This is a genomic window from Brucella anthropi ATCC 49188, from assembly GCF_000017405.1.
In the GTDB taxonomy this organism is placed as follows: Bacteria; Pseudomonadota; Alphaproteobacteria; order Rhizobiales; family Rhizobiaceae; genus Brucella; species Brucella anthropi.
The window spans coordinates 60185-85191 of the sequence record NC_009670.1 but is presented as its reverse complement, the minus strand read 5'-3'; the positions used below and the strand labels follow the sequence as shown (position 1 = coordinate 85191).

Here is a 25007-nt window from a genome sequence, read left to right as displayed (position 1 = left end):
CGCGCGGAAACGGAAAGGACGATCATGAACGACAAGACCACCTCCCTGCCGAACGGGCAGAAGCCGGGGATAAAGATCGAAGCCAATGTGGGCGAAGCCTTCTGGCGGAAAGGCCCGCAGGACACGCTGCCGCCGCCCGACACGATGGGTCCCTACATGCGCAACCGCCCGCTGCCGGTCACGCCGGTCGAAGGGCGCAAGGCCTGGATCGTCGGCAGCGGCGTCGCCGGGCTCGCGGCGGCCTTCTACATGCTGCGCGACGGCCGCATGAAGGGCGAGGACATCACCATCCTCGACACGATGAATATCGAGGGCGGCTCGCTGGACGGCGCGGGCAACGCCGAGGACGGCTATATCATTCGCGGCGGCCGCGAGATGAACTGGAACTACGACAATTTCTGGGACGTCTTCCAGGACGTGCCGGCATTGGAACTGCCCGAGCCCTACAGCGTGCTCGACGAATACCGGCTGGTGAACGACAACGACCCGAACTGGTCGAAAGCGCGCCTGATGCACAAACAGGGCGAGATCCGCGACTTCTCGACCCTCGGGCTCAGCAGGGCGCATCAGTGGGAGATCGTCAAGCTGCTCCTGAAGCGCAAGGAGGACCTCGACGACATCACCATCGAGGACTATTTCAGCGAAAGCTTCCTGCAGACCAATTTCTGGTATCTGTGGCGGTCGATGTTCGCCTTCGAGAACTGGCAGAGCCTGCTCGAGGTGAAGCTCTACATGCACCGTTTCCTCGACGCCATCGACGGCCTGACGGACATGTCGGCGCTGGTCTTCCCGAAATACAACCAGTATGACAGTTTCGTCGTGCCGCTCATCCGCCTTTTGAAGGAAAAGGGCGTGAAGGTGCAGTTCGACACCCGCGCCTACGATCTCGACATGACCGAAGCGGAGGGCAAGCGGACGGTGACCGCCATCCGCTGCAAGGTCGATGGCCGGGACGAGGTGATCGATCTCGGCCCCGATGACGTGGTCTTCGCGCTGACCGGCTCGATGACCGAGGGCACCGCTTATGGCGACATGGACACCGCGCCCGTGCTTGAACGCGGCAAGGCGGAGCCGGGCGAGGACAGCGACTGGACGCTGTGGAAGAACCTGGCGAGGAAATCGCCGGTCTTCGGCAAGCCTGAAAAATTCTACGGCAATGTCGACGGCTCGATGTGGGAATCGGCGACGCTCACCTGCAAACCGTCGCCGCTCGTCGACAAGCTCAAGGAGCTTTCGGTCAACGATCCCTATTCGGGCAAAACGGTCACCGGCGGCATCATCACCTTCACCGATTCCAACTGGGTGCTGAGCGTCACCTGCAACCGCCAGCCGCATTTTCCGGACCAGCCGGGTGACGTGCTGGTGCTGTGGGTCTATGCGCTTTTGATGGACAAGGACGGCAATTACGTCAAGAAACCGATGCCTGCCTGCAACGGGCGCGAGGTTCTGACGGAGCTCTGCTATCACCTCGGCATCGTCGGGCAGATCGACGAGATCGCGGCCAACACCAAGGTGCGGCTGGCGCTGATGCCCTATATCACAGCGCAGTTCATGCCGCGCGCGGCGGGAGACAGGCCGCATGTCGTGCCGGAAGGCTGCACCAACCTGGCTTTGCTCGGCCAGTTCGTCGAAACCTCGAACGACATCATCTTCACGATGGAAAGTTCGGTCCGCACCGCGCGCATAGGCGTCTATACCCTGCTAGGTCTGCCCAAGCAGGTGGCCGACATCAGCCCGACGCAATACGACATCCGCAATATCCTGAAAGGAGCGCGGGCGCTCAACAGCAACGAACCCTTCCCCGGCGAGCGGCTCTTGCACCGGCTGCTCGACAAGACCTATTACGCCCATATCCTGCCGCCGTTGCCGGAGAAGGAGGAGACGACGCTGGAGCATGCCGAAAGCGAGTTGTCCAATCTTCTCGGCAAGGGCGGGCAGGCCGTGGCGACGGTGTTCGGCTGGCTTGAGCGGTTCCGCGAGACGGTGCGCGGAAAACGCGACTGAACGGCAACGGCACGCCGTCCCCGCAGGGGCGGCGTGCCGCAATCAGAAAAAGGCAAGGGTGCCATCATGCGCTTGACACGCAAGGAAGCTCAGGAACAGACACGCCGGCGCCTGATCGCCGCCGCGAACGCCTCGATCGCCTCGGAAGGGCTGGCCGCCGCCTCGATCCGGCATATCTGCGAGGCCGCGGGCCATACCCAGGGCGCATTCTATTCCAACTTCAGCACGAAGGAGGATCTGCTTCTGGAAATCATGCAGATGCATGTCCAGAGCGAGGTGGCCTTTCTGCGCGACATTCTTGCCGGGACCGACCGGGGCGATCTCGATGCCGCGATGACGCGGCTGGCGGCGAGGCTGGCCGAACTGGCGGCCGAGCCGCAATGGTCGCTTCTTTCGATCGAGTTGCAGCTTCATGCGCAGCGCGATGCCGCCTTCGCCAGCCGCTACAACGAATACAAGGCCGCCTGCCACGGCGAATTCACCCTGCTTTTGGAGGATCTGATCCGCCTTCATCGGTTGAAACCGGCGATGGAGCCGCGGCAGATCGCCATCGGGCTCTACGCATTGTGGGCGGGGCTGATCGTGCAGGGCAGCGTGCCGGATTCCCTGCCGCGCGACCGCATCCTGCTCGCCTTCTTCCGCGCCATCACCGGCTGCCCGGCCTGACGGGCGGCTGCCGCCGATATCCGCGCGCCGTCTGCCGGCCGCATCATCCGCAGGAGAAACGTCCATGACCATAGCCACTGTCACCGTGCTCGGAACCGGTATCCTCGGGGCGCAGATCGCGCTTCAGGCCGCCTGGCACGGATTTTCCGTCATCGCCTACGACATCGATGAGGCCGCGCTGGCAAAGGGGAGGGGGCTGGTTGACGCCTTCGCCCTGCGCTTGCTGGAAGATATTCCTGGCGCGGACGGGGCCTCGGCCGAGGCCGCGAAGGCGCGCATCGCCTGGACGGACGATCTTGAGGCCGCCGCCGGGGCCGCCGATCTGGTGATCGAAGCGATTCCCGAGAAGCTGGAGCTGAAGCGGCAGGTCTACGCCCGTCTCGGAGCCGCCGCTCCGCCGCGCACGATCTTCGTCACCAATTCCTCGACGCTCCTGCCCAGCGCCATGGCGGGATCGACCGGCCGCCCCGAGCGCTTCCTCGCGCTGCATTTCGCCAACGAGATATGGAAGCACAACGTGGCCGAGGTCATGGGCCATGCCGGGACCGATCCCGCCGTCTACGAACAGGTGGTCGCCTTCGCCCGCGCCATCGGCATGGTTCCGATCGAGATCCGCAAGGAGAAAGCGGGCTATGTGCTGAACTCGCTGCTGGTGCCGTTTCTGTCCGCCGCTTCCGGGCTTCTGGTCGACGGCATCGCCGATCCGCAGGCCATCGACAGGACATGGAAGATCGCCACCGGCGCGCCGAAAGGGCCGTTCGAGATCTACGACATCGTCGGTCTCGGTACCGCCTGGTATATCTCCTCGAACGGCGATCCGAAAGCGCAGGCCTTCGCCCGCTATCTGAAGGAAAACTATATCGACAAGGGAAAGATGGGCGTCGCCTCTGGAGAGGGGTTCTACGTCTACGGGAAATAACCTGCCGGAACGGGATGCCGGAGCAAGGCCCCCCCGCTCCTGCATCCGTATTCAACCGGCCCAGCCCTCGCTTCCGATCCAGCGCAGGGCCGTCAGGGAGGGCATGAACATGTATTCGCCTCCTCGCAGACGGTTGAAGGTTGTCACCCCGTCGATGCGGCGGCGCACCGGATCGGCCGGAATGGTGAACCTGCCCGGCTCCTCATGCAGACCGACAATCGGATCTGGCTCGGTGCCGAGGTCGATGAAGTTGCCGCGGTTGATCCACTCCTGTTGCAGGAACTCCACCGTGTCATAGGCCCGCGCGCTGATGAAGATGAAGAACAGGCCGCGTTCGTCCGGCCTGTCTTCCGCCGCCGTCACGTCCGGTGTCCATTTCGGACCGAAGGTCGAGGATCGCCGGATGATGCGGTGGATGTTCTCGTCTGTCAGGATGGTCAAGTCGCCGCCGCGCGGGTTCATGCGGCGCATATGACTGGAATGCGGACAAACGAACCCCCTTACGTCACCCTTGAAATCGAAATCGTTGTTGCGCTGCCGGTCCGCGCCAAGGTCCGGATCGTCCCTGGCCGGTGATAGTGGCAGCGGCGCGCCCGAACGCCAGCGGCCGAACATCTTGGCGGCCAAGGCATGCTGCGCCTCTGCGTCCCCCGTCTGTGCACGCAGAAACTCGTTGAAGGCGCCGACGCGGCTGTCATATTTGCGCAGCACGACGAAGGAGCCGTTTCGCCCCAGAGGATCGGGCGAAGGCATCGAGATGGGCTCGCCGGTCTCGCTGTTTTCGCCCAGAACGAATTCCCCGGCGGCGATGGCGCGCTCCTGCCCCGGCTGCGGATCGACACCGGCGCCCGCCACCGTCGGCTGCGAGATGGAATCGCGAAAGCCGAACGGGTTTTCGGCATCCTCGTCGGCGCCGAACTCATGCGTGCCCACGAGCGTGACGCCGGTCGAGGCGTCGAACTCGGCCATCGCCTTTTCCACGGCAACATCCAGCGCGGGCTTGTCTGCGGCATAGATCGTCAGCGCGATGTGGCAGGTGTCGTTCCTGTAGGCGTCCTCCCAGGTCTCGGGCGCGTTTTCGCCGAAATCATGAAGCTGGGTCGCGCGCCCCGCCATGCCCTGCCGGAAGGCTAGCGGGAAGGAGGCCAAAGAGTCCTCGGGCAGGCCGAGCGCCTTAAGCCCGGCATGGCTGATCGCGACGCCGGTCCAGGCGCTGAGATCGTCGGCCCAGTCGCTGGCCGAGGGAATATATTCAGCCAGCCGGGCGATCAGGTCGCGCCCGCCCTCCGCCTCGTCCACATGCAGCATCGCATGGATGCCCACATAGGGCTCGGGTCGCGAGCGCAGGATCAGGGCCTGGATATCGTCGAGCTGGAGCGTGACCCGGTCGCGACGGAAACGGTCTTTCAGGTGTTTGAAGAAGCTCATCAGTAATCGACCCCCTGCGGAACGGCGATGGCTTCGGACAGCTTCGCGAGCGCCTTGTGCGTCGTCGCGTCCATTTCGGCATTGGCCGACATGGCGTCGAGGAATTCCTCTACTGCCTTGTCCATCCGCTGGTAGCGGCGCACATCCACGACGCTCACCTGCGGATTGGCAACGAACCAGCCCGCCGCGTCGATCTGGTGTCCGGCGATGAAATCCTTCACCTTGGGTGAGGTGATGCCGGGCCAGCCTTCGACATTGGCGAAGAGCAGGTCCATCAGTTCCGGGATCTTGGTCGCGAAATCGTTGATATAGGTGTCCCAGTCGCCGTCATAGGCGGTGGCAAAGATGATACGCGTATCGTTGTCGAAAAAGACGAAGCGCATGTTGTGCAGGGTCGAGACCCTTTGTGCACCATCGAAATTTCCGTTCGTCAGGTTGAAGAGACGGCGCAGGCGATCGGCTCCGCCGGGCTTGAGATCGGCGATCGCCGTCAGTTCCGAAACATTGCCCGACTGCCGCCCGGCGCGCCCTGCGGATTTCGAGCTACCTTCGAACAGCGGATTGTGGTCGCGGATCAGACTGTTGATCTTGATCTGGGCCAGCGTCGGCGCGTCCGCCGCGATCTCCCTGGCGATGCGGCGGAACTCGGCGAGCCGGGACTCGTCGCCCAGACGCGGGTCTTTGGTATCGTTCGACATGAGTGGGGTCTCCTGCTTGGTCGAATGTGTCGGTCAGTCGGGAATATCGGCCAGTGCCGATGGCTCGGCGCGCGGCACGGCATTCAGCCGGTGTCGCTGCGCGGAAGAGGATTCATAGGCCGCCTTGCGCACGCGCATGATCGAGCCCAGCGGACGATGCGCAGCCACGCCGTTCCAGGGATTGAAGGCCAGATGGTCGTCGCCGTGGACTCGCCGGGCCGGCGACAGCACGTCCTGCGGCTCGAACTGCAGGGTCGCGATCGGTACATGCGGCGAGGCGTCGGGATCCCACAGGATGGCGGCGTCCTCGACCGGCATGTTTTCGGCATCGGTGCAAAGCTGGGCGCGCAGTTCGTAGCTCGCGCCGGCGCGTGCGAAATGCGCCGCCACCGCATCGGCCATCGCCGAGAAGCCGTCGCCGACCTCTTGCCCGGTCAGCACCGCGACCTCGCCCTGCGGCGCTAGCGACAGCTTGGCGATGTAGTCGCCGTAGCGGATCGCGGCCTGGGTGTGGAAGGTCTCGCCCAGCACATGCGCCCGGTCGCGGGCGAGGCCCTGGAGCGTTGCGCCGGGCGTCGCGCCCACGGCCTTGACGAGACCCCGCACTCCGCGTGCGGTGGCGGCCGTGGCTTTCTGCACCGCCTCGGGCGCTTGCGCCCTGCGTTCGAGAAGCGTGAGCATCTTTTTGTATTTCTGCACGGTTCCGAAGGCGAGGATGGGAAAGTTCACCATCAGAAAATCCTGATTGGCGCCGCCAAGCTCGGGCACGAGACGTTCGCCCTCAACACCGATGATCTTGATCGCGAAGCCGCGCGGTTCGGGAATGGAGTCACTATGGATATCGCCGGGCGCCGAGGACAGCCGTGCCACCACCTCGTATTCGCGCGGGGCGGCGAAAATCCCCTGTGCCAGTTCAGGTACCAGCCCGTCATGCACCGCCATCCGCCCCTTGAGGACCGCATGGCTCTTGGCGTGCGCGTCGCGATGGGCGTGCCGATGACGCTCGGCGTTGCGAGCCTGCGCCGCCGCCATATGGGAGACGATGTCACGGACGATGCGTTCTTCATCCGGCTGGAGCGTCTCGGTCGTTTCCGTATAGGGTATGAACAAATCTTGTGTCCCGCGTTCTTGCAACATGCAGGAGAAAGCCGGACATGTCCGAAGGCTTTCTCGCGCGCTTTGCGTCTTCGTGGCGTAAACGCACGGATCGATTTCAGGTTTCATGTGATATTCGAAATTTTTCCGCCAAAGCTGGAAAGTGAGTTCACCGTCGGAGAGCGGGAGCTCTTAAATCGGACAGTGGCGAGAGCGAGGATACAGCACCCGCCTGAGTGTGCCGGGCCCGCGAGGGAGGCATAGGCCGCAATTTGGGAATATGCCTTTACTGCGGCGATCCTGCCAGAGTTGCTGTAGTCGATATCAATGCGGAAGCCAAGTTCCGGCACTGTCTAAAAAAGCCCGAAGGTCTCGCTGGTGAAATGCCTTTGACATTCGTTGGAAATTTTCCCAGATTCCGCACCTCGTCTTTCTATTTCAGACTGGGAAGTGCCTGATGAAGTTCAGTTGTCGCAGGGCGTAAACAAGGGCATCGACATGAGCGAGGCTGTGAAGCCCGATCTTGCGGTCCTAACGGTTCAGCTTTGAGCGCCTATGTTAGAAACAATGCCGTGCCAGGCAGCGAGCTTGCCAATATGATTCGGACGACGAAGGCGGCTCCGTCGGAGGATGCAAAGCCTGAGGCGCCGCCGGAACCCGAGTACGTGCCAACCGTCTCCGTTAAGACAAGTCTGGAGTCGCGTGATCACATTGGCCTTCTCCAAGGCAGGCCCTGCAAGAGCCTGAAACGGCATCTGGCGATACGGGCTTACATCAGAGGAGTACCGCTTCCGGTTCAAGCGGCCGGGCGATTGTCCGATGGTAGCCCAGGATATTCCGAACAACGCCGGCAAGCGGCGAAGCGGCTCGGGCTCGGGAGGAAAAACGCGGACGGCCGATGTGTAGCAGAGTGCGGTTAATTCGAAATCTACGAGAAAGGTCGGCACCCCAGCCAGGTCGGCAGCTTCGGGAGCGATGCACATTCGGAGTGTTGGAAAAGGAAAGTGGGTGGTGAAGGAGAATGGGACCCCGCCGGCGGAATAGTCTGGAGTTTGGCAGAACGCGGTGGCTTTCACCAAAATAACGACAATGTGATGCGGGTATTCTTGTGGGTATTATGGACGACGGTGGATTTCTAGTGGATTGAAAAACAAGAGACTTTCGGGATAATATGGCAGCTGCCCCCGCAACCACCGACATTTGTAAATTCTCCCATTCGGGAAGCCGCTCGAGAAATTCCTCGCGGTAAATGTCGAGCATCATCTCCTTCTTCTCTTCACTGTCGATATCGCCGGCTTCCACGCGTTCCATGAAATCCTCGTGGACCTCCGACATAAAGCGGCTACTCATGTAGTCGAACACATCCATCTGGGTGAGGATTGCGGCGATCAAGCCATGAACCTGCAGGCTCGCCGGCTGATGGCCTGGTGTCTTACCGATGACAACCTTCTGAACGAGCTGGCGGACGATCGGCATCAGCGCGCGCTTTGCATCTTCATCCGTGCCCTTGCGCGCCATCCGCATGAACTGCCGCATCGCCATCTCTGTTTCCTGCGGATTATGGCGCCGACCCAATTGCTCGATCTTGGCAGTCATGTCCGGGCCGGTTTCCGTGAAACTGGCGATCTCCTTCTCCAGCGTCTGTCGCTCGACTTCGAGCCGGTCGAGCGTGTCGTCGAGTGCCGGCAGGCGAGGACGGCCCTCGGCCGCACGGTCACTGATCTGCTGGATGATGTTCTGCTGCTTGCCCTCGAGCTCCAAGAGCTTGCGCTTCATCTGATCGCGGTCGGCCAGCGGACGTTTGAGTTTTGCCGTCTCGTGGGCGATGATCTGTTCGGATAGCGTGTCGAAGATGCCTCCGGCAAAGAAGGCTGCGGGCAGGCAGTCCAACACGCGGCACTCCAGTTCCTGACGAATGATGGTCTTGCTGTTGCTGCAGCATGCGCCGCCAAGCTCGTCGATCGGCAGGCGTTTCTTGCGGTTGGTGCAGCTATAGCGATCCTTGCCGGAAATCGCGTAGGGGCCGCCGCACTCCTCGCATTCGAGGAGTTGGCTCAGAAGATACTCCGGCCGGTGCGTGGCATTGAGCCGGTTGCTCTGCCCGAAATCGAACAGTTCCCCGATCTCCTTCTGCCGGTCCTTGACGCGGCTCCACAGTTCGTCGGAGATGATACGCATCTGCGGCACCTCCGCCAGAACCCATTCGCTCGCATCATTGGCGCGGGCCGTACGCTTCTCCGTCTGAGGGTTTTTGCGGTACTGGCGGCGGTTCCACACCATGCGGCCGATATAGCTCTCGTTGTTGAGAATGCCGGTGCCACGGCCGACATGGCCACGAATTGCTGTATCGCGCCATTTGCGGCCCCGCGGACCAGTGACTTTCTCTTCGTTCAACAGGAGTGCGATGTCGCGCGGCGACATGCCGTCGGCATGTTGGTTTCCGCGCGAAACTGAGCCGGTTAGGCGCATAAGGGGGTGCGGACGAAAACTTGGACCACCAAGGAGGTAGTTCATGTATTCCTACGCAGACAGACTTCGAGCGGTTGAGCTCTATATCCGGCTTGGCAAGCGGCTTAACGCGACCATTCGCCAGCTGGGATATCCCACCAAGAATGCGCTGAGAGGCTGGTACCGCGAGTACCTACAGCATCTCGACCTGCGTACTCAGCCGGTAGCGCGAGCGCCAAAATATTCAGAGGCTCAGAGGCAGGCGGCACTTGAGCACTTTCGCACCCATGATCGTTGCATCTCTGCGACGATGAGGGCGCTCGGCTATCCCGGTCGAGGAACTCTAACCGCATGGGTTCGTGAGGCGTTTCCGGAGGCGCGGACATCGATGGTCGGTCGATCGTGGCACCCTGGCTATTCCGAAGAGGTCCGGCAAGCGGGGGTCATCGGATTATGCAGTGGAGATGAAAGCGCTCAACAGGTAGCTGACCGACTGGGCGTCTCAAGGCCGACATTGTACAGCTGGAAAGATCAGCTACTCGGTCACGAGGCTCCCTCATCCATGAAACGCCGCAAATCCAACCCCAAGCTGCCTGAACGTGAAGAGCTCGAGCGACAGCTTGAAGCCCTCCAGCGTGATGTCCGCCAGTTACAACTCGAGCATGATCTCCTGAAGAAGGCCAACGAACTCCTAAAAAAAGACCTGGGCGTCGATCTGCAGATCCTGAGTAATCGGGAGAAGACCCAACTGATTGACGCCCTTAAGGAAGTTTATCGCTTGCCAGAGCTGCTTGCCCAGCTTCGGATTGCCCGCAGCTCCTACTTCTACCATCGCGCCCGCATGTGCCTGGCAGACAAGTATGCCGCCGTCCGCCACAGCCTAGCTGAGATCTTTGAAACGAACCGTCGTTGCTACGGTTATCGACGACTGCAGGCGTCGCTGGCCAGACAAAGCGTGGTAATCTCGGAAAAGGTTGTCCAGCGATTGATGAAGCAGGAGCAATTGGTCGTTGCCAAGCCGCGTCGACGGCGGTTTGGATCCTATCTGGGAGAGATCAGTCCAGCGCCCGAGAACCTGATCAATCGCGACTTCCATGCAGAAGCGCCGAACGTGAAGTGGCTGACAGACATCACCGAGTTCCAGATCCCAGCAGGCAAGGTGTACCTTTCGCCCATCATCGACTGCTTTGACGGCATGGTCATCAGCTGGTCCATCGGAACCCAACCGGATGCAGGTCTCGTCAACACCATGCTGGATGCAGCCATCGAAACCGTCGCCAACGGCGAGGAACGGCCAATCATCCATTCTGATCGCGGAGCCCATTATCGATGGCCCGGCTGGTTAACCCGTATCAGCGAAGCAAGACTGGTTCGCTCGATGTCTCGAAAGGGTTGCTCGCAAGACAACGCCGCGTGCGAAGGGTTCTTCGGTCGGTTGAAAACCGAGCTCTTCTATCCACGAGACTGGAAGGTCATCACGATCGAGCAGTTCGTGGCAGAGGTGGACGCCTACATCCGATGGTACAATGAAACGCGCATCAAAATTTCACTGGGATCACTCAGCCCGGTCGAATATCGTAAGAGCCTCGGCCTGAGCATTTAAAACAGTCCAACTTTTTATCCGCACCCCCACCGGCTCAGTTCCGCGCGGAAACCAACAGGCGTTGATCAGATTTGGCCGGGGGCAGCCCTACGACAAAACTAAGTCTTGTCGAATAATATCGGCATGCATTGTCAAATTATCACGACGGTCTTGTCTCCAGCTTCGGAACCGCCTCGAGCAGCATCTTCGTATAGGCGTGCCGGGGCGTGGTGAAGACTTGCGTTGCAGTTCCTTGCTCGACGATCTCGCCATGACGCATCACCACGACGCGGTCGCACAGGTGATGCACGACCGAAAGGTCGTGGCTGATGAACAGTAGCGTGATGTTGAGATTGCGCCGCAGCTCCATCAAAAGGTTGATGACCTGCGCCTGGATCGAGACATCGAGCGAGGCGACCGGCTCGTCACAGATGATGACTTCCGGCTGCATAGCCAGCGCTCGCGCGATAGCGATGCGCTGGCGCTGGCCGCCCGAGAACTGGTGTGGATAGCGATCGGCCAGCGCCGGATCGAAGGCAACGGCACGCAGCCAACGATTGACATAGTCGCGAGCATTGGCGCGCGTGCAGAAACCATGAGCAATCGGCCCTTCGGCCACCGACTGGAAGATGGTGCGGCGCGGATCGAGCGAGGCGAAGGGATCCTGGAAAATCATTTGCACATGGGTGCCAAGCTTGCCCGTTGCCGAGCGCACCGGCTTGCCACCGACGCTGACCGTACCGGAGGTCGGCGGATAGATACCGCACAAGATGCGTCCAAGCGTCGATTTACCGGAACCGGATTCGCCGACGAGGCCGAGAATCTCCCCGCGAGCGATGGTCAGGTTCGCCGATATTACCGCATGAACAGGGCCGGGCTCTCGCAACAGGCCCCAGCGTATGCCGAGACCGCGCAGAAAACCGATGCGTCGGGCAAAAATCTTCTCGATCGCCTCCGCCTTTACGAAGGCTTCATCGGGCGCAGCGCCGAGCGCGGTGCCACCAAGCCCGCTCAGGTCCATGGGACCGGCCGCCTCGGTCGCGGCAGATGCCAGCGGCTTGCCGGGCATCGAACGAGAGGGTAGCGCATCCAGCAGCCCCTGCGTATAGGGATGCTGCGGATTGTGCAGCACCTGCCTCGCAGGGCCGCTCTCGACGATCTTGCCCCGCCGCATCACTGCGATGGTGTCGGCGATCGAGGAGACGGTGGCGAGGTCGTGGCTCACCCAGATCAACGAAGTCCCCATCTCCGCCACCAGCGCCTTCACCATGATCAGAATCTCGGCCTGCACCGAGACGTCGAGCGCGGTGGTCGGCTCATCGGCGATGACGAGCTGCGGCCGGTGCAGCAGGGCAATGGCGATGGCCACGCGCTGGCGCATGCCGCCGGAAAACTCGTGCGGATACTGGTCCACCTTGCTTTCGGGATCGACGATCTTGACCTTGGCCAGAGCCTCGACCGCACGACGGCGGACTTCGGCATCCGAAACCTGCTCATGCGCCCGGATCGCCATCCCAATCTGGTCGATGATGCGCACGACAGGGTTCAGCGTCATCATCGGATCCTGGAACACCATGGAGATGTCCTTGCCCCGGAGCTTGCGCAGTTCCTTGCCATCAAGCCCGACCAGCTCGCGCCCGTTGAAGCGGATGGAGCTGCCCTCCTGGATGCGGCCGGTCTCGTCCAGGAGACCGATGAGCGAGAAGCCGGTGATGGACTTGCCCGAGCCGCTCTCTCCGACCAACCCCATAACCTCGCCGCGCTTCAGCGTGAAGGAGATGTCGTCCACCGATTTGACGGTGCCCTTGTCGGTCTCGAAATAGGTCCGCAGGCTACGGACATCGAGAAGTTCGCTCATTTGCGCAGCCTCGGATTGAGCTGATCCCTGATCTGGTCGCCGACCAGATTGATCGCCATGATGAGGATGATGAGGGCGATGCCGGGATAGATCGCGATCCAGTAGCGCCCCGACATCAGATATTGGAAGCCGTTGGCGATCAGCATGCCGAGCGACGGTTCCGTCGGCGGCAGGCCGACGCCCAGGAAAGACAGGGTCGCTTCCAGCGAGATCGCCGAGGCGATCTGCACCGTGGCGACCACGATCAGCGGCGGCAGCGAATTGGGCAGGATATGCCGGCTGATGACGAACCAGCCGCTCATCGGCACCGAAAGGGCGGCCTGCACATAGTCCTTCTGCCGCTCGGCGGCAGCGGCGCCATGGGCGGTCCGCACGAAATAGGCGTATTGCGCGAAGACCAGCGCGAGGATGAGCTGCGATTTGCCCTGCCCGAGGATCGCGGCCACGACGAAGGCCAGCAGGATCGCTGGGAAGGAGAGCTGGATATCGACGATGCGCATGATCATCGTCTCCGTGCGCCCACCGACATAGGCGGCAAAGCAGCCCACCACCGCGCCGATCGAAAAGGCGATGGCGCCAGCGACCAATCCCATCTGCAGGGAAATTCGCAGGCCATAGACGATACCCGAAAGCAGGTCGCGCCCCTGGCTGTCGGTACCGAGCAGGTGCAAGATGCCTGTCGAGCCGACATAACCCGGGGGGCGGCGCGCATCGCGCAGCACCAGCGACTTCAGGTCATAGGGATCCTGCGGCACGAGAAACGGCGCGAAAACGGCCATGAGGATGATGGCGATCACGACGCCGAGAGCCACGACCGCGACCTTGTTGCGCCGGAAGGTGTGCCAGAATTCGGACAGCGGCGAGACGGATTTCACCGCGTGGGCTTCCATCGACATGTCAGCGCCTCCCCTGCCGCAGGCGCGGATCGAGCGCCGCATAGGCGAGATCCACGCAAAGATTGATGACCACGAACAGCGCCGAGACGAGCATCAGGTAGGCGACCATGACGGGCCGGTCGAGCGAGGTGATGGAATCGACGATCAGCTTGCCGAGCCCCGGCCAGGAGAAGATCGTTTCGGTGACCAGCGCAAAGGCGAGCGTCGAGCCCAGTTCCAGGCCGAACACTGTCACCAGCGGAATCGAGATCAGTTTGAGCACATGGCGGCGCAGGATCGTGCTTTCCGAGATGCCGGCCGCACGCGCAAACTTGATCGTGTCGGTGAGCATCACTTCGCGGGTGCCGGACGCGGCCAGCCGGCACATCATCGACAGCTTGAACAGCGAGAGGTTGATGGCCGGCAGAATGAGATGCGACCAGCCATTCAACGTCAGGAAGGAAAACGGGATGCCGAAAAGCTCCGTCGTCTGCCCGCGCCCGCCCGCCGGCAGCACGCCGAGTTGCACGGCGAAGACCATGATCAGCATCAGGCCGATCCAGAAGGTCGGCACCGAGAAGCCGAGGATCGACACGGCCATGATGGCCTTGGCGATGTAGCTGTCGGGCCTGTAACCGGCATAGATGCCGAGCGGAATGCCGACGAGGGAAGCGAACAATACCGCGATCAGCGTTAGTTCCAACGTTGCCGGCAGGCGCTGGGCGATCAGCGTGACGACCGGCATGTTGAAGACGAAGGAGCGCCCGAGGTCGCCGGTCAGCAAACGTTGGAGGAACTGGAAATACTGCTCCCACAGGGGAAGATCGAGTCCGTATTGCTGGATGACCTGCTGACGCATCTCCTGCGTCACGTCGGGCGAGATCAGCACGTCGACCGGATTGCCGATGACGTAGACGCCCGTGAAGACGAGCATGGACATGATCAGGAGCACGAAGAGTGCCTGTCCCAATCTGGGGTCAGAACAAGAGCAGTCCGAAATCGTACGCTAAGGACGAACGGAATGAGAACTTACGCGGCGTTCCTTAGCCTAGCCGGAAGGCGGAGCGATCGAAATCCGTTCGGCATCTGATGTTCGGCATCCCATGTGTAGATGCCGGTAAGGTTGATATGTTCCCAACTGAGCGGCGAGATGTGTTTCAATAGAGTATCAGAAATGTCTCGCCCCGCTCGTTTCAGCTGTGTGACCGCGCGATCAAGGTAAACCGTATTCCAGTGCACGATCGCACTGACGACGAGATTGAGCCCCGAGGCGCGGAAAGCTTGGCTTTCGAACGACCGGTCACGGATCTCGCCTCGCTCGTGGAAGAACACAGCGCGTTTCAGCTTATGGGCGGCCTCTCCCTTGTTGAGACCGGCTTGGCATCTCCGCCGCAATGCCGGGCTTGAGTACCATTCGATCATGAAGAGCGACCTTTCGATACGGCCGAGTTCGCGGAGCGCCCTTGCGAGATGGCTTTGCTTCGGAGATGCGGACAGCTTCTTCAGGATCGTAGACGGTACCACGGACCGCGTCGTGATCGACGCCGCGAGATGGAGCAGATGGTCCCAATGGTCGAGGATTAGGGCGGTGTTGATCGGCGCCCCGATATGGTTCGACAGGGTTGGATATGCATCGCTCTTCTCGAACGTGTGGAACTTCCGGTCTTTGAGATTGCGCAGTCGCGGTGAGAACCGCTTTCCGATCAAGGCGAACAGCCCGAAGATATGATCACTGGCACCGCCCGTGTCGGTAAAGTGTTCCTGAATGTCGAGCACCGTGTCCTGGTCGAAGAGCCCATCGAGCACATAGGCCGCCTCGCTTTCGGTCGGACTGATGGGCAAAATGCCGAAGTAGCCGTACTGATCTGATAGATGGCTATAGAATTTCGTCCCGGGTTCGCTGCCGTAGTGCAAATTGATGTCGCCGCGCTTTGCGGCTCGGTCGCTCGCACGAAAGAATTGGCCATCTGACGATGACGTTGTGCCATTGCCCCATAGGCGGGAATGCGGATGCTGGGTGTGGACATCGGTGATGCACGCTTGCGCCGCGCGGTAGGTCTCCGATCGGGCATGGAATGTGCGCATCCACCCAATCTGGTGAGCGCTGATCCCCTTGGATGCGCCCGCCATTCGCTTTGGGCCGAGGTTCGTCGCATCGGCCAGTACACCAGCGAGCATGGCAGAGACATTTTTCGGGATGTCGCCGGTGCGAACATGCGTGAAGTGATCCGCAAAGCCGGTCCATTCATGCACTTCCCTTAACAAGTCGGGAACCTCGACCAACGGATACATATCGCTGATCTCGGCATTCAGTTCCTCTGCTGCCACGGGGACTTCGCCGACGGTTGGTGTGACGATCAACGTTCCGGCCTCAAGACGAACTCCTTCGAGTTTTCCGGATCGTGCTCTGTGCGCAAGACGCTGCAGGTTGAACTCGAGCATCTGGCACGCTTCAGCAAGCCACTGCGCGCCGTCGCCTTGGACCCCCAAACCGAGACGATCTTCTTCCTTCATCGCGATGAATGTCGACCGCGGCATCAGATGCTCGTCAATCGGCCGGAAAGATCGGCTGCCGTCGACCCAAATGTCCGCAGATCTAAGCCGGTCTCGCAAAGCCGCTAGCGTGGCGATCTCGTAGAGACGGCGATCAGGTTTCCCTTGTTCGAAGATAAGCCGTCGATCAGTTTGGCTGAGATGGGTGAGCGGCACGCGATCAGGGAGTGTCCGCCGCTTCTCGGCATGAAGCCGTTTCAGCAGCGCAATTGCCGCCAGAAGCGGGTCGTGGCGATGCGCCGAGCGAAACGTGAAGGCCTGAAGAAATGCACCAATGTATTTGTGGACGGTCGCGTATTGTTCGGCTGCCACGGTCAACGGCGGAGCCTCGTTGTCGTCGACCATCGACTCAAGCTCAGGCTTCATCCGAAGCAACCGGTCCCAACCGACTTTCTGGTCGAGAACATCCAAAGCGTTCCGACCATAGTCGTTGGCGGACTGCAGTGCGGTGATCGTATCTAGAAACATGCGCAGCGCTTTGGCGGTATTCGCTCTGCAGTCCATCTGTCGCTGCTTCTTTCGATTGTTGGCTTGCGAGAACAATTTACCCATCAGCTTGATGAACATCGTCACCGCATCGTCCGTGAGCTTCTGGCAAAGCTTGATGACTTGGGCCACGATCAGAGCGCGGCGACGGCTGGCGTTGAAGTCGTTGGCAAGCCAGGCCGGCGTTGCGTTGCCCTCCCGGATCATCTGGTCCCACCGTCCGGATGACACGCGCGCCTGCAGTTCCGGATCGATCTCCAGCCGCCGCAGAAAGGCTATCCGCTCGGTCAGCCCGACGAGGTTCGACGCGGCCGGCGCTTCTGGTGCCGAACGCAGCCAATGAAAGCGGGTCTGGCCGATCGGCGGGTCAACCTCTAACAGTTTATCCAGTGATTGAAGCCTATCGAGTGGGATGTCTTCAATCAGGGTTCTTTCTGCTCGCCGCCGGGCTATGGCACGGCCGGCAAGGCCGATGCGTTCGATCGTGTCGATCGCCGGCAGAAGAGCGCCGCGTTCGCGAAACGCGGCGACAGTCGAACTGGCTATCGCAGCACCGTCGTCGGACATGGTCGCCGCTTGAATTGCCGCCAATAGCGCGGCGCGACGATCTTGCAGCGTCGCGCTTCTCGTATCCAGATACACCATTAGCCGCGCCATGTGATCCCGACGGGTTTCTTCACGACGTGCATAGAGGGCAAATTCGCCTGGAGCGGCGCCGATCTGATCAGCAACATACTTCAGCATGGCGCGAGGCGGAGTTTCTTCTGCTCCAAGCACTCGACCCGGGTATCGCATCAGACATAGCTGGATGGCAAAGCCTAGACGATTGTGATTACGTCTCCGCAGTTCAATCTCCAGGCGATCCGCCGATGACAACAAATAGTGGCGGATGAAGCTGTCCTCGTCGACTGGGATATCGAAAAGCTTCCGGCGATCTTGATCTTTGAGAAGTTTGCGCTTTGCCATGGCCCGACTCCATTAACGACCAACCTGTGTGAAGCGTTGTCGAGTCGGGCCGGACAGAGAAATCAAAATTGGCGCATGTCGGTGGCAATCCACAGAGATCGGATGTTGCACATCCGATCTACGGTATCGTTCCGGTTTCGTTCGACCTTAGCGTACGATTTCGGACTGCTCTTGTTCTGACCCCAGTTTTGCGAAACATCAAAGGCGACGAGCCTGAACTGGCATTGCTTCGCTGGGGAATGCCCACACCTCCAGAGAAGTTGAAATTTGACGTCGACATTAGCGTGACCAATATACGAAATCTCAAGTCAGGGCATTGGCCGTCATGGTTCGGCGTCGAGCATCGTTGCGTAGTACCAGCCACCTCATTCTCTGAGTACGGTAAAATCCGAGATACGAGAACAGGAAAGCTTCCCGCTCACTGGTCTGCTCTGAACGAGGAAAAACCCTTGTCCGCGTTTGCTGGAATTTGGACACGATGGAAGACAATCCGAAAACGGAAGGAAGGCCCTGTAGAGATCGATATCTTTGCGTTGCTTACGACCGAGGCAAATGGTGTTGTCTGGCCGGTTCATCCAAAGGTAATGCCCGTCATTCCCCGCACCACGGAAGAAATTGATACATGGCTACGTGCTCCGTGGAATGAAGCCAGGGAAATGCAAAAGCCCTGCCCGATGCCGATCTGGTCGACCTAACGACAAGCAATGACAACAAGGAAGTATAGGCGAGTTTATTCTGAGGAGGAAGGAATGTTTGGACCAAAACAACCCGGCGACTATCCAAGACGCGAAATCGACTGCCAAGAAGCGGTATCGCAAGGAATTGCGGAGCTGGTCAAGCGAGCTGTGGTATCCGGCGCCAGAGACGCGGAGGTCACTGCGGCCATAGCCCGCACTCAGGTGATCGGCGTGCCCGAACTCATCCAGGACGCTGTAGAAGCCGGATGGTCCGAAGAGGAAGCGGCAACCGCAATAAGGGTAGTTGCTGAAAACATGCACCGCGGCGTGACAGGAACAGACCCGGAGGAATAGCCCCGGAGCCCCATATTGGAACATTCCCCTGCTTCGCTGGTTCTGTCGCTCATTCCAGCAATGCCCATGCGCCTGTTAACGGCGTGGCTCGCTTCGGCAGGCGCATACCCCGTCAGCTAAACGGCTGGCGGGGCTCATTATTTTTGAGTCCGATTTAAAATTAATATTTAGTGATAATAATTAGATATCTAATATTTCTGAATAGAGTACGCTTGCCTTCTAAATATAAGGAGGCTGACATGCCGTTTTTCAACGAAGCGAGCCGAATATATATGCCTGCTGAAGTGGACTTCCTACGCAGCTGCTTCACCAACGCTGCTGTCTTATTGGAACAAAGTGACCGCAACTATTCGGGTAGTGAACTCGCATCCTGTATCCTAATGCTCTACGAACACGGACTTCGTGACATGTCTCGACTAAGTGAACTTGCTGCCAGATTGGCGCATCAGAGATATACTATTCGGCTCGACCTACGCGAAATGCGGACCAATTCCGACATAGCTGAAGGAACAAATAACCCAGTCGCGGGTTAATACCATCGCAATGACACCAATTGCCCCGCCTATTAAGCGGGGCTTTTTTTCGATATGCGCGCGGTGCCTTGGGGCGCAGCTCCCACAAGAATCAGGGACTTACCTTTCTAAGGAACAAAATTGATCAGAAATAGTTTTACCATCGCTTCCCCAAAGAGAGCGACCGCTGAGTTTGGGCACACCGAACTCACGCGCCCCGGATGGTTCGCAACGGCCATTCGGGGTTCGTCTCTGTGCGAGCAGGAGATATCGATGAGAGACAGAGCAAAGAAAACACCCCGAATTGTAAATCCTTGGTCAGATCCAGAGCTGGTGCGGGAGAAAGAAGCCGTTGATCCCTCTCCTGTCGAACCCAGCGATCATCAAGAAAAGCCTACCCATGAGCAGACAAACTCGCCCGGCCATCCTAATATCAGACTTCCAAAAGAACCCTATCCGGATCGGTCGAATGACTAGTATTTACTTTTTTGCCCATTTGGATAAATTTTCACTGCCCTTGGGAGAGAGGGCTCAGTAGCCTTAACCCCGCGCGGTTTTCGCTGCGGGGTTCTTTTTTAGGCCGCCCGCCTTTTCTCCAAAGCCCTAAGTATCTGTGCGACGTATATGATCTTGTTCAAATCATAGATTCGACTGGCCGTGACTTTTCGCCGAACCGATAACAAGCCTTAAATATTCCGAGCGCGAAGGAGATGCCTTTATGCTCGATCAGGTCGTTGAGTTCTTTCGCACCATCTAGCAACTGGTAATAGCTCTTGCTACCGCCGCGGAGGTCTCGGGCGTCGACGTAAAGGTCGGGATAAATAGGCGCGTTGGGACTCCCAAATGTCAATCGCAGATATCTCATCAAACGATTCTGTCGGATTAGAAACCGTGGCTATCCGGCCGAGGAACCTAAATTCCGAAACTGCGTTATTCGAAGAGGCAGAGACCCAGTTTCCTGCCTGTCTTATCAGCCAAAACCATCTTACTACCGGAATTTTACCGGCGATTTGACGTAAAAAATTCATAAGAGGAGATGAACTATGGCCAAGGAAAAAAATCTCGAAGACTTGTTCCACGATACTCTCAAGGACATCTACTACGCTGAACGTAAAATTCTCAAAGCCCTGCCAAAAATGAAGCGTGCGGCACAGTCAGAAGATTTGAAAGCGGCTTTCGAAAAGCACCGTGAACAGACTGAAGGCCACGTTGAACGGCTCGTCCAAGTGTTTGAAATCATGGGCAAAACGGCAAGAGGCAAGACTTGCGATGCGATCGAGGGAATTATCGCCGAAGGCGAAGAGATCATGGAGGAATTCAAGGATACCGCGGCGCTTGACGCCGGCCTGATTTCGTCTGCACAGGCGGTCGAACATTACGAAATCACACGTTATGGGACATTGAAGCGGTGGGCGACGGAGCTTGGCATGACCGATGCTGCAAAACTACTCGATCAGACGCTGCAGGAGGAATCCAAGACGGACAGTGATCTGACGAAACTTGCGGATGCGTCAGCTAACCAACGCGCCAAAGCAGCGTGATCATCAGCTAAGGGTGCCGAGTGGCACCCTTTTCATTTGAACATAGATCGCGAAAGAATTGGAGCCAGCCATGTCAGCCAGCAACAAGGCCACAAATGGACGGAAGTCGCTCAAGCTTCATGATCAGAAGCTCGACGCAGGTCAAGGCGGAGACCTTCATCAACTCGCCGACGACAAGACCCAAATCATGACGACCGCCCAAGGGGGGCCAGTATCGGATGACCTCAATACGCTCAAGGTCGGCGATCGAGGTCCTACGCTGATTGAGGATTTTCATTTTCGGGAAAAGATCTTTCACTTCGACCACGAGCGTATTCCTGAACGCGTTGTCCATGCCCGAGGCTATGGCGCGCATGGCTATTTCGAGACGACGAAGTCGCTTGAGGAATATACGCGGGCCGACATTTTTCAACGGGTTGGCGAAAAAATGCCAGTTTTCGTCCGGTTTTCCACCGTCGCAGGATCGAAAGGGTCGTTCGATCTTGCTCGCGATGTGCGCGGCTTCGCCGTTAAGATTTACACCAAGGAAGGCAACTGGGATCTCGTAGGCAATAATATTCCTGTCTTCTTCATCCAGGATGCCATTCGATTTCCCGATATGGTTCATGCCGTCAAGGAGGAACCGGACCGGGCTTTTCCTCAGGCGCAATCTGCACACGATAATTTCTGGGATTTCATCGGTCTGACACCGGAATCCATGCACATGATCATGTGGGTCATGTCGGATCGTGCAATTCCGCGCTCCTTCCGCTTCATGGAGGGGTTTGGGGTTCATACCTTTCGCTTCGTGAATGCCAAGGACAAGTCGACTTTCGTCAAATTCATCTGGAAGCCAAAACTTGGTCTCCAATCCGTTGTCTGGAACGAGGCGGTGAAAATCAACGGTGCGGATCCGGACTTTCACAGGCGCGATCTGTGGACTGCGATACAAGCTGGCGACTTCCCTGAATGGGAACTGTGCGTCCAGCTCTTCGATCAGGACTTCGCCGACAGCTTCGATTTCGATGTGCTCGATCCGACAAAGCTCATTCCCGAAGAAATTATTAAGCCTATCCCAGTCGGGCGGCTGGTACTTGATCGTATGCCAGACAACTTTTTTGCCGAAACGGAACAGGTTGCGTTCATGACGCAGAACGTCCCTCCCGGCATCGATTTCTCCAACGACCCATTGCTGCAGGGACGGAATTTTTCTTACCTCGACACGCAGTTGAAGAGACTTGGTAGTCCTAACTTTACCCATATTCCGATAAACGCGCCTAAATGTCCGTTCCATCATTTCCAGCAGGACGGCCATATGGCGATGCGCAATCCTGTCGGACGCGCAAACTACCAGCCTAATTCATGGGGCGAAGGCTCGAGGCCTGACCCAAATCGTGGGTTCCGGTCGTTTGCCGCGCAGGAAGACGGACAGAAAGTTCGCCTCCGACCGGAGAGCTTCGCCGACCATTACAGCCAGGCGCGTCAGTTTTATTCGAGCCAGACCGCGACGGAACAGAAGCATATTGCGATGGCACTGACCTTCGAGCTATCGAAGGTGGAAACACCTGTGATCCGCGAGCGTATTGTGTCACATTTGCTGAACATCGATGCCAACCTCGCGGAAACGGTCGCCGGTAAGCTCGGCATCCGCAAGATGCCTAAGGCCGCGGATGCGATGGTGCCCGTGCGTGACGATCTTGCTCCGTCTCCTGCACTTAGCATTATTGAGAACGGACCCGGCAGCTTCAAGGGCAGAAAGATCGGAGTGCTCGTTGCCAATGGCACGGATGCGCAGGTACTCAAGGGTATCCGGCACGCCGCCGATGAGGAAGGTGCCATGGTGGAGTTGGTCGCACCAACGGTCGGAGGGTTCGAAGCTTCCGGCGGCGAATGGATGGAGGCCGACCATATGATTGACGGCGGTCCATCCGTATTGTTCGATGCTGTAGCCCTTGTGTTGTGTGAAGAATCGGCCAACCAGCTCATCGGCGAGTCCACAGCGCGGGACTTTGTTGCCGATGCGTTCGCGCACTGCAAGTTCATTGGCTTTACCGCAGGCGCAATGCCGTTGCTTGCCAAGGCCGGTATCGAACCCGAAATGGACGAAGGACTTATTCCGCTCGACAATGCACAGGCAGCCAAGGAGTTTGTTGCATCTTGCCGCAAGCTCCGGCTATGGGCGAGGGAAGATGTGGTCAAACTTTGATTTTACGGTCGCCGCTGATGTGAAGAGATGTTTCGAAACTAAATACAAAACGGTCCGATCTGAGCCGGACAACTTTGAATCTTAAAATCGGATCGGGCGGCTGGAAGTCGCTCGATCCCTTACAACATCATTCTATTTTTCTTGAATTTGGTCGAGAAAGATCGATCCTAGATGGTCCGAGCGTAACCGCCCGATTGTTACCGTGGTGAATATGTCTTGAGGCGGGCGACGATCTCTTCGTCATCGACAAAGCATTCGAGGAATTCTTGCCATTTTGGACTGATTTACGGGCGTCAGCCAGCATCTGTCTTAGCTCATCAATGCCGTCGTCCGTCAGGGCGCTTGTAGACTGGTCGTCTCCGGTCACGACACTGATGATATTGCCATAGGTCAAGTTGTCATCATTGTAGATGATCGCCTGAAGAAGATCGACATCCTCTTCGAGCATTTCGGCGACATAGTCGAGCGTGTAAACAAATCTGACCGTGGTCATCAGGCTGCCTTTGCATGTTCAGCTGCGAGGGGCTTCCAATTCCACGGGAGCAACTCATCGAGCCGATTGATCTTGTGGTCGTGAATGCGGTCGAGCACATCGGCCAGATAAGCTTGCGGGTTGATGCCGTTCATCTTCGCTGTTTCAATGATCGTCATGGCGCGTGCCAAGGTTTCCGCGCCGGTGTCAGCGCCTGCGAACAACCAATTCCGGCGTCCTACTCCTATCGGTCTGAGGGCTCGTTCCGCAGCGTTGTTGTCCATGGCCACGCGTCCGTCCTCCAGGAACAGGCAGAGTGACGGCCATCTGCTCAGCCCATAGCGCAAAGCTTTCGCAAGTTCGCTTTTTCCCGGAATGCGAAGCAACTGCTTTTCTGCCCATGCGTGCAGTTCATCGATCTTTGGCTTGCTGTGCTTTTGACGCGTGGCGAGCCGTACATCGGCGGGCCGGCCTACAATATCCCGTTCGATATCATACAGCGCACCGATCCGATCGAGAGCCTCGCGCGCAATCCCGGATTTGTTCGCGGTCCAGATGTCATGAAAGTCACGCCGCCAATGCGCCCAGCATGAAGCTTCCCAGAACCGACGCTTTCCGTCCGATCCCGGCTCATATAGCTTCGTATAGCCTTTGTAGCCATCGGCCTGAAGAATGCCACTCGCCTTTTCGAGATGGCGATGAACGTGCTCTTCCTTCCAGTCGGGCGCGAAGTAATAAACCGCACCTGGTGGCGCACTACCTGCCCATGGACGCTGATCGCGGACATATGTCCAGATCCTGCCCTTCTTCACACCTTTGCCCAATCCCTTGTCGCGCAATGAGCGATCCAGCACCCGGATCGGCGTATCGTCAGCATGGAGGAGATCGCTTTTCATGATCTCAATCTCAATGCGCTCGATCAGCGGACGGAGCACCTGCATGGCACGACCGCACCAATCCACCAGTGTGCTGTCAGGTATATCGGCCCCCATCCGCGCGAATATCTCGTTGAGGCGATAGAGCGGCAGATGATCATCGAATTTGGAGACCAGAATATAGGCCAGAAGCCCGGCACCAGCCATACTGCCCGGTATCGGGCGGCTGGGAGCAGGAACCTGCACCATCTTCTCACAGCAACGGCATGACTTCTTTGGCCTGGCGATCTCGATGACCTTCATCGTCGCTGCGATCATGTCGAGGATTTCGCTGACATCCTCTCCAACAAAACGCAACTCGCCTCCGCACGCAGGACAGCAATGACCGGGATCCAGTTCACGACGTTCGCGAACAGCATTTTCCGACACACGTGGACGCCGACGTGATGACTTGGGCTTTAAAGTCTCCTCCGGACCGCAAGCCGTATCGTTTTCAAGCTCTTCGACGGGCCCGGCCTCATGCTCGGCGCTGGCAATCAACAGATCCTCCAGCGCCAGTTCCAGTTGCGCAATTTCCCGCTCGATTTTTTCAGAAGACTTGCCGAAGACCTGTTTCTTCAATCGCGCAATGCGTAGCCTCAGACCCTGGATCAGGTGATCGTGTGCTTTCAACGCCGCCGACATCTTCGCATTCTCCGCCTGCAAGGCGGTGATTATTGCCTTCAGAAAGGCTGGATCATCAGGAAAAATTGAGCTCGCATTCGACATGATCCTGACTAGCATAAGTCAGGACAGAACGCCATAAAAACAAGT

The 25007-nt window shown here is 58.7% G+C and carries 18 protein-coding genes and 2 pseudogenes; 10 read left to right on the top strand and 10 right to left on the bottom strand.

Going from position 1 to position 25007, the window contains the following annotated elements; genetic code table 11:
• Positions 1–24 precede the first annotated feature (24 nt).
• The 3 genes from OANT_RS24260 to OANT_RS24250 all read left to right on the top strand — a co-directional run bounded on the left by OANT_RS24260 (position 25) and on the right by OANT_RS24250 (position 3589).
• Positions 25–2004, top strand: a complete 1980-nt coding sequence (locus OANT_RS24260) for an oleate hydratase (protein WP_011983008.1) — start codon at positions 25–27, stop codon at positions 2002–2004.
• Between the two features lie 66 nt (positions 2005–2070).
• A complete protein-coding gene (locus OANT_RS24255) occupies positions 2071–2670 on the top strand; it encodes a TetR/AcrR family transcriptional regulator (protein WP_035228312.1) in 600 nt (199 codons plus the stop codon).
• Positions 2671–2734: 64 nt separating this feature from the next.
• Entirely contained in the window at positions 2735–3589 is an 855-nt protein-coding gene (locus tag OANT_RS24250) for a 3-hydroxyacyl-CoA dehydrogenase (protein ID WP_011983006.1), read from the top strand.
• 51 nt (positions 3590–3640) lie between these two features.
• On the opposite strand, the gene OANT_RS24245 is transcribed toward OANT_RS24250, so the two are convergent.
• Genes OANT_RS24245 through OANT_RS24235 form a run of 3 tightly spaced genes read right to left on the bottom strand, consistent with a single transcriptional unit; the run spans position 3641 to position 6852 of the window.
• Entirely contained in the window at positions 3641–5017 is a 1377-nt protein-coding gene (locus OANT_RS24245; protein WP_011983005.1) for a Dyp-type peroxidase, read from the bottom strand.
• Positions 5017–5715, bottom strand: a complete 699-nt coding sequence (locus tag OANT_RS24240; protein WP_011983004.1) for a hypothetical protein — start codon at positions 5713–5715, stop codon at positions 5017–5019. Before OANT_RS24240 ends, OANT_RS24245 begins: the two co-directional genes overlap by 1 nt.
• Before the next feature lie 33 nt (positions 5716–5748).
• Positions 5749–6852 carry a catalase family protein gene (locus OANT_RS24235; protein ID WP_049768477.1) on the bottom strand — a complete coding sequence of 368 codons (1104 nt, stop codon included), beginning with the start codon at positions 6850–6852 and terminating at the stop codon, positions 5749–5751.
• Positions 6853–7406: 554 nt separating this feature from the next.
• Between OANT_RS24235 and OANT_RS27475 the strand changes: the two are divergent.
• Positions 7407–7628 (top strand): annotated as a pseudogene (locus OANT_RS27475) (MucR family transcriptional regulator); the annotation flags it as partial.
• Here OANT_RS27475 and OANT_RS24230 read toward each other — a convergent pair.
• Positions 7585–9324 (bottom strand): recombinase family protein, encoded by a 1740-nt coding sequence (locus OANT_RS24230; RefSeq protein ID WP_024899799.1) that lies wholly within the window; start codon positions 9322–9324, stop codon positions 7585–7587. The pseudogene OANT_RS27475 and the gene OANT_RS24230 sit on opposite strands and share 44 nt — an antisense overlap.
• On the opposite strand from OANT_RS24230, the gene OANT_RS24225 reads away from it, so the two are divergent.
• On the top strand, positions 9323–10861 hold the full coding sequence (locus OANT_RS24225) for an IS3 family transposase (RefSeq protein WP_011983001.1): 1539 nt from the start codon (positions 9323–9325) through the stop codon (positions 10859–10861). The genes OANT_RS24230 and OANT_RS24225 overlap by 2 nt on opposite strands.
• A gap of 139 nt (positions 10862–11000) precedes the next feature.
• On the opposite strand, the gene OANT_RS24220 is transcribed toward OANT_RS24225, so the two are convergent.
• Genes OANT_RS24220 through OANT_RS24205 form a run of 4 tightly spaced genes read right to left on the bottom strand, consistent with a single transcriptional unit; the run spans position 11001 to position 17578 of the window.
• Positions 11001–12698, bottom strand: a complete 1698-nt coding sequence (locus OANT_RS24220) for a dipeptide ABC transporter ATP-binding protein (protein ID WP_011983000.1) — start codon at positions 12696–12698, stop codon at positions 11001–11003.
• Positions 12695–13594, bottom strand: a complete 900-nt coding sequence (locus OANT_RS24215) for an ABC transporter permease (RefSeq protein ID WP_011982999.1) — start codon at positions 13592–13594, stop codon at positions 12695–12697. The genes OANT_RS24220 and OANT_RS24215 overlap by 4 nt, the downstream gene beginning before the upstream one ends.
• A gap of 1 nt (position 13595) precedes the next feature.
• Positions 13596–14543, bottom strand: coding sequence for an ABC transporter permease (locus tag OANT_RS24210; protein ID WP_011982998.1), 948 nt, complete (start codon positions 14541–14543; stop codon positions 13596–13598).
• 59 nt (positions 14544–14602) lie between these two features.
• Positions 14603–17578 (bottom strand): Tn3 family transposase, encoded by a 2976-nt coding sequence (locus OANT_RS24205; protein ID WP_011982997.1) that lies wholly within the window; start codon positions 17576–17578, stop codon positions 14603–14605.
• A gap of 68 nt (positions 17579–17646) precedes the next feature.
• Between OANT_RS24205 and OANT_RS24200 the strand changes: the two genes are divergently transcribed.
• From OANT_RS24200 to katE, 5 genes are all read left to right on the top strand, one after another.
• The gene (locus tag OANT_RS24200) at positions 17647–18273 is read left to right on the top strand and encodes an SOS response-associated peptidase family protein (protein ID WP_011982996.1); all 627 of its coding nucleotides are present in this window, start codon (positions 17647–17649) and stop codon (positions 18271–18273) included.
• Positions 18274–18327: 54 nt separating this feature from the next.
• Positions 18328–18609 carry a hypothetical protein gene (locus OANT_RS24195; RefSeq protein ID WP_041545837.1) on the top strand — a complete coding sequence of 94 codons (282 nt, stop codon included), beginning with the start codon at positions 18328–18330 and terminating at the stop codon, positions 18607–18609.
• 785 nt (positions 18610–19394) lie between these two features.
• Complete coding sequence (locus OANT_RS26615; RefSeq protein WP_147284763.1) at positions 19395–19598, top strand: hypothetical protein; 204 nt, start codon at positions 19395–19397, stop codon at positions 19596–19598.
• 566 nt (positions 19599–20164) lie between these two features.
• A complete protein-coding gene (locus tag OANT_RS24180) occupies positions 20165–20662 on the top strand; it encodes a YciE/YciF ferroxidase family protein (protein WP_011982994.1) in 498 nt (165 codons plus the stop codon).
• Between the two features lie 70 nt (positions 20663–20732).
• Entirely contained in the window at positions 20733–22847 is a 2115-nt protein-coding gene (gene katE, locus OANT_RS24175) for a catalase (protein WP_011982993.1), read from the top strand.
• A 197-nt stretch (positions 22848–23044) separates the two neighbouring features.
• Here the strand turns inward: katE and OANT_RS24170 are convergent.
• Positions 23045–23340 (bottom strand): annotated as a pseudogene (locus OANT_RS24170) (hypothetical protein).
• Positions 23340–24962, bottom strand: coding sequence for an IS66 family transposase (gene tnpC / locus OANT_RS24165; protein ID WP_041545003.1), 1623 nt, complete (start codon positions 24960–24962; stop codon positions 23340–23342). Before tnpC ends, OANT_RS24170 begins: the two are co-directional and overlap by 1 nt.
• Positions 24963–25007: the final 45 nt, after the last annotated feature.

What these genes read in the sequence shown, in the direction of transcription:
- OANT_RS24260 (WP_011983008.1), top strand. Translation starts at nt 25, where the DNA reads ATGAACGACAAGACCACCTCCCTGCCGAACGGGCAGAAGCCGGGGATA.
- OANT_RS24255 (WP_035228312.1), top strand. Translation starts at nt 2,071, where the DNA reads ATGCGCTTGACACGCAAGGAAGCTCAGGAACAGACACGCCGGCGCCTG.
- OANT_RS24250 (WP_011983006.1), top strand. Translation starts at nt 2,735, where the DNA reads ATGACCATAGCCACTGTCACCGTGCTCGGAACCGGTATCCTCGGGGCG.
- OANT_RS24245 (WP_011983005.1), bottom strand. Translation starts at nt 5,017, where the DNA reads ATGAGCTTCTTCAAACACCTGAAAGACCGTTTCCGTCGCGACCGGGTC.
- OANT_RS24240 (WP_011983004.1), bottom strand. Translation starts at nt 5,715, where the DNA reads ATGTCGAACGATACCAAAGACCCGCGTCTGGGCGACGAGTCCCGGCTC.
- OANT_RS24235 (WP_049768477.1), bottom strand. Translation starts at nt 6,852, where the DNA reads ATGTTGCAAGAACGCGGGACACAAGATTTGTTCATACCCTATACGGAA.
- OANT_RS24225 (WP_011983001.1), top strand. Translation starts at nt 9,323, where the DNA reads ATGTATTCCTACGCAGACAGACTTCGAGCGGTTGAGCTCTATATCCGG.
- OANT_RS24230 (WP_024899799.1), bottom strand. Translation starts at nt 9,324, where the DNA reads ATGAACTACCTCCTTGGTGGTCCAAGTTTTCGTCCGCACCCCCTTATG.
- OANT_RS24220 (WP_011983000.1), bottom strand. Translation starts at nt 12,698, where the DNA reads ATGAGCGAACTTCTCGATGTCCGTAGCCTGCGGACCTATTTCGAGACC.
- OANT_RS24215 (WP_011982999.1), bottom strand. Translation starts at nt 13,594, where the DNA reads ATGTCGATGGAAGCCCACGCGGTGAAATCCGTCTCGCCGCTGTCCGAA.
- OANT_RS24205 (WP_011982997.1), bottom strand. Translation starts at nt 17,578, where the DNA reads ATGGCAAAGCGCAAACTTCTCAAAGATCAAGATCGCCGGAAGCTTTTC.
- OANT_RS24195 (WP_041545837.1), top strand. Translation starts at nt 18,328, where the DNA reads ATGTTTGGACCAAAACAACCCGGCGACTATCCAAGACGCGAAATCGAC.
- OANT_RS26615 (WP_147284763.1), top strand. Translation starts at nt 19,395, where the DNA reads ATGAGAGACAGAGCAAAGAAAACACCCCGAATTGTAAATCCTTGGTCA.
- OANT_RS24180 (WP_011982994.1), top strand. Translation starts at nt 20,165, where the DNA reads ATGGCCAAGGAAAAAAATCTCGAAGACTTGTTCCACGATACTCTCAAG.
- katE (WP_011982993.1), top strand. Translation starts at nt 20,733, where the DNA reads ATGTCAGCCAGCAACAAGGCCACAAATGGACGGAAGTCGCTCAAGCTT.
- tnpC (WP_041545003.1), bottom strand. Translation starts at nt 24,962, where the DNA reads ATGTCGAATGCGAGCTCAATTTTTCCTGATGATCCAGCCTTTCTGAAG.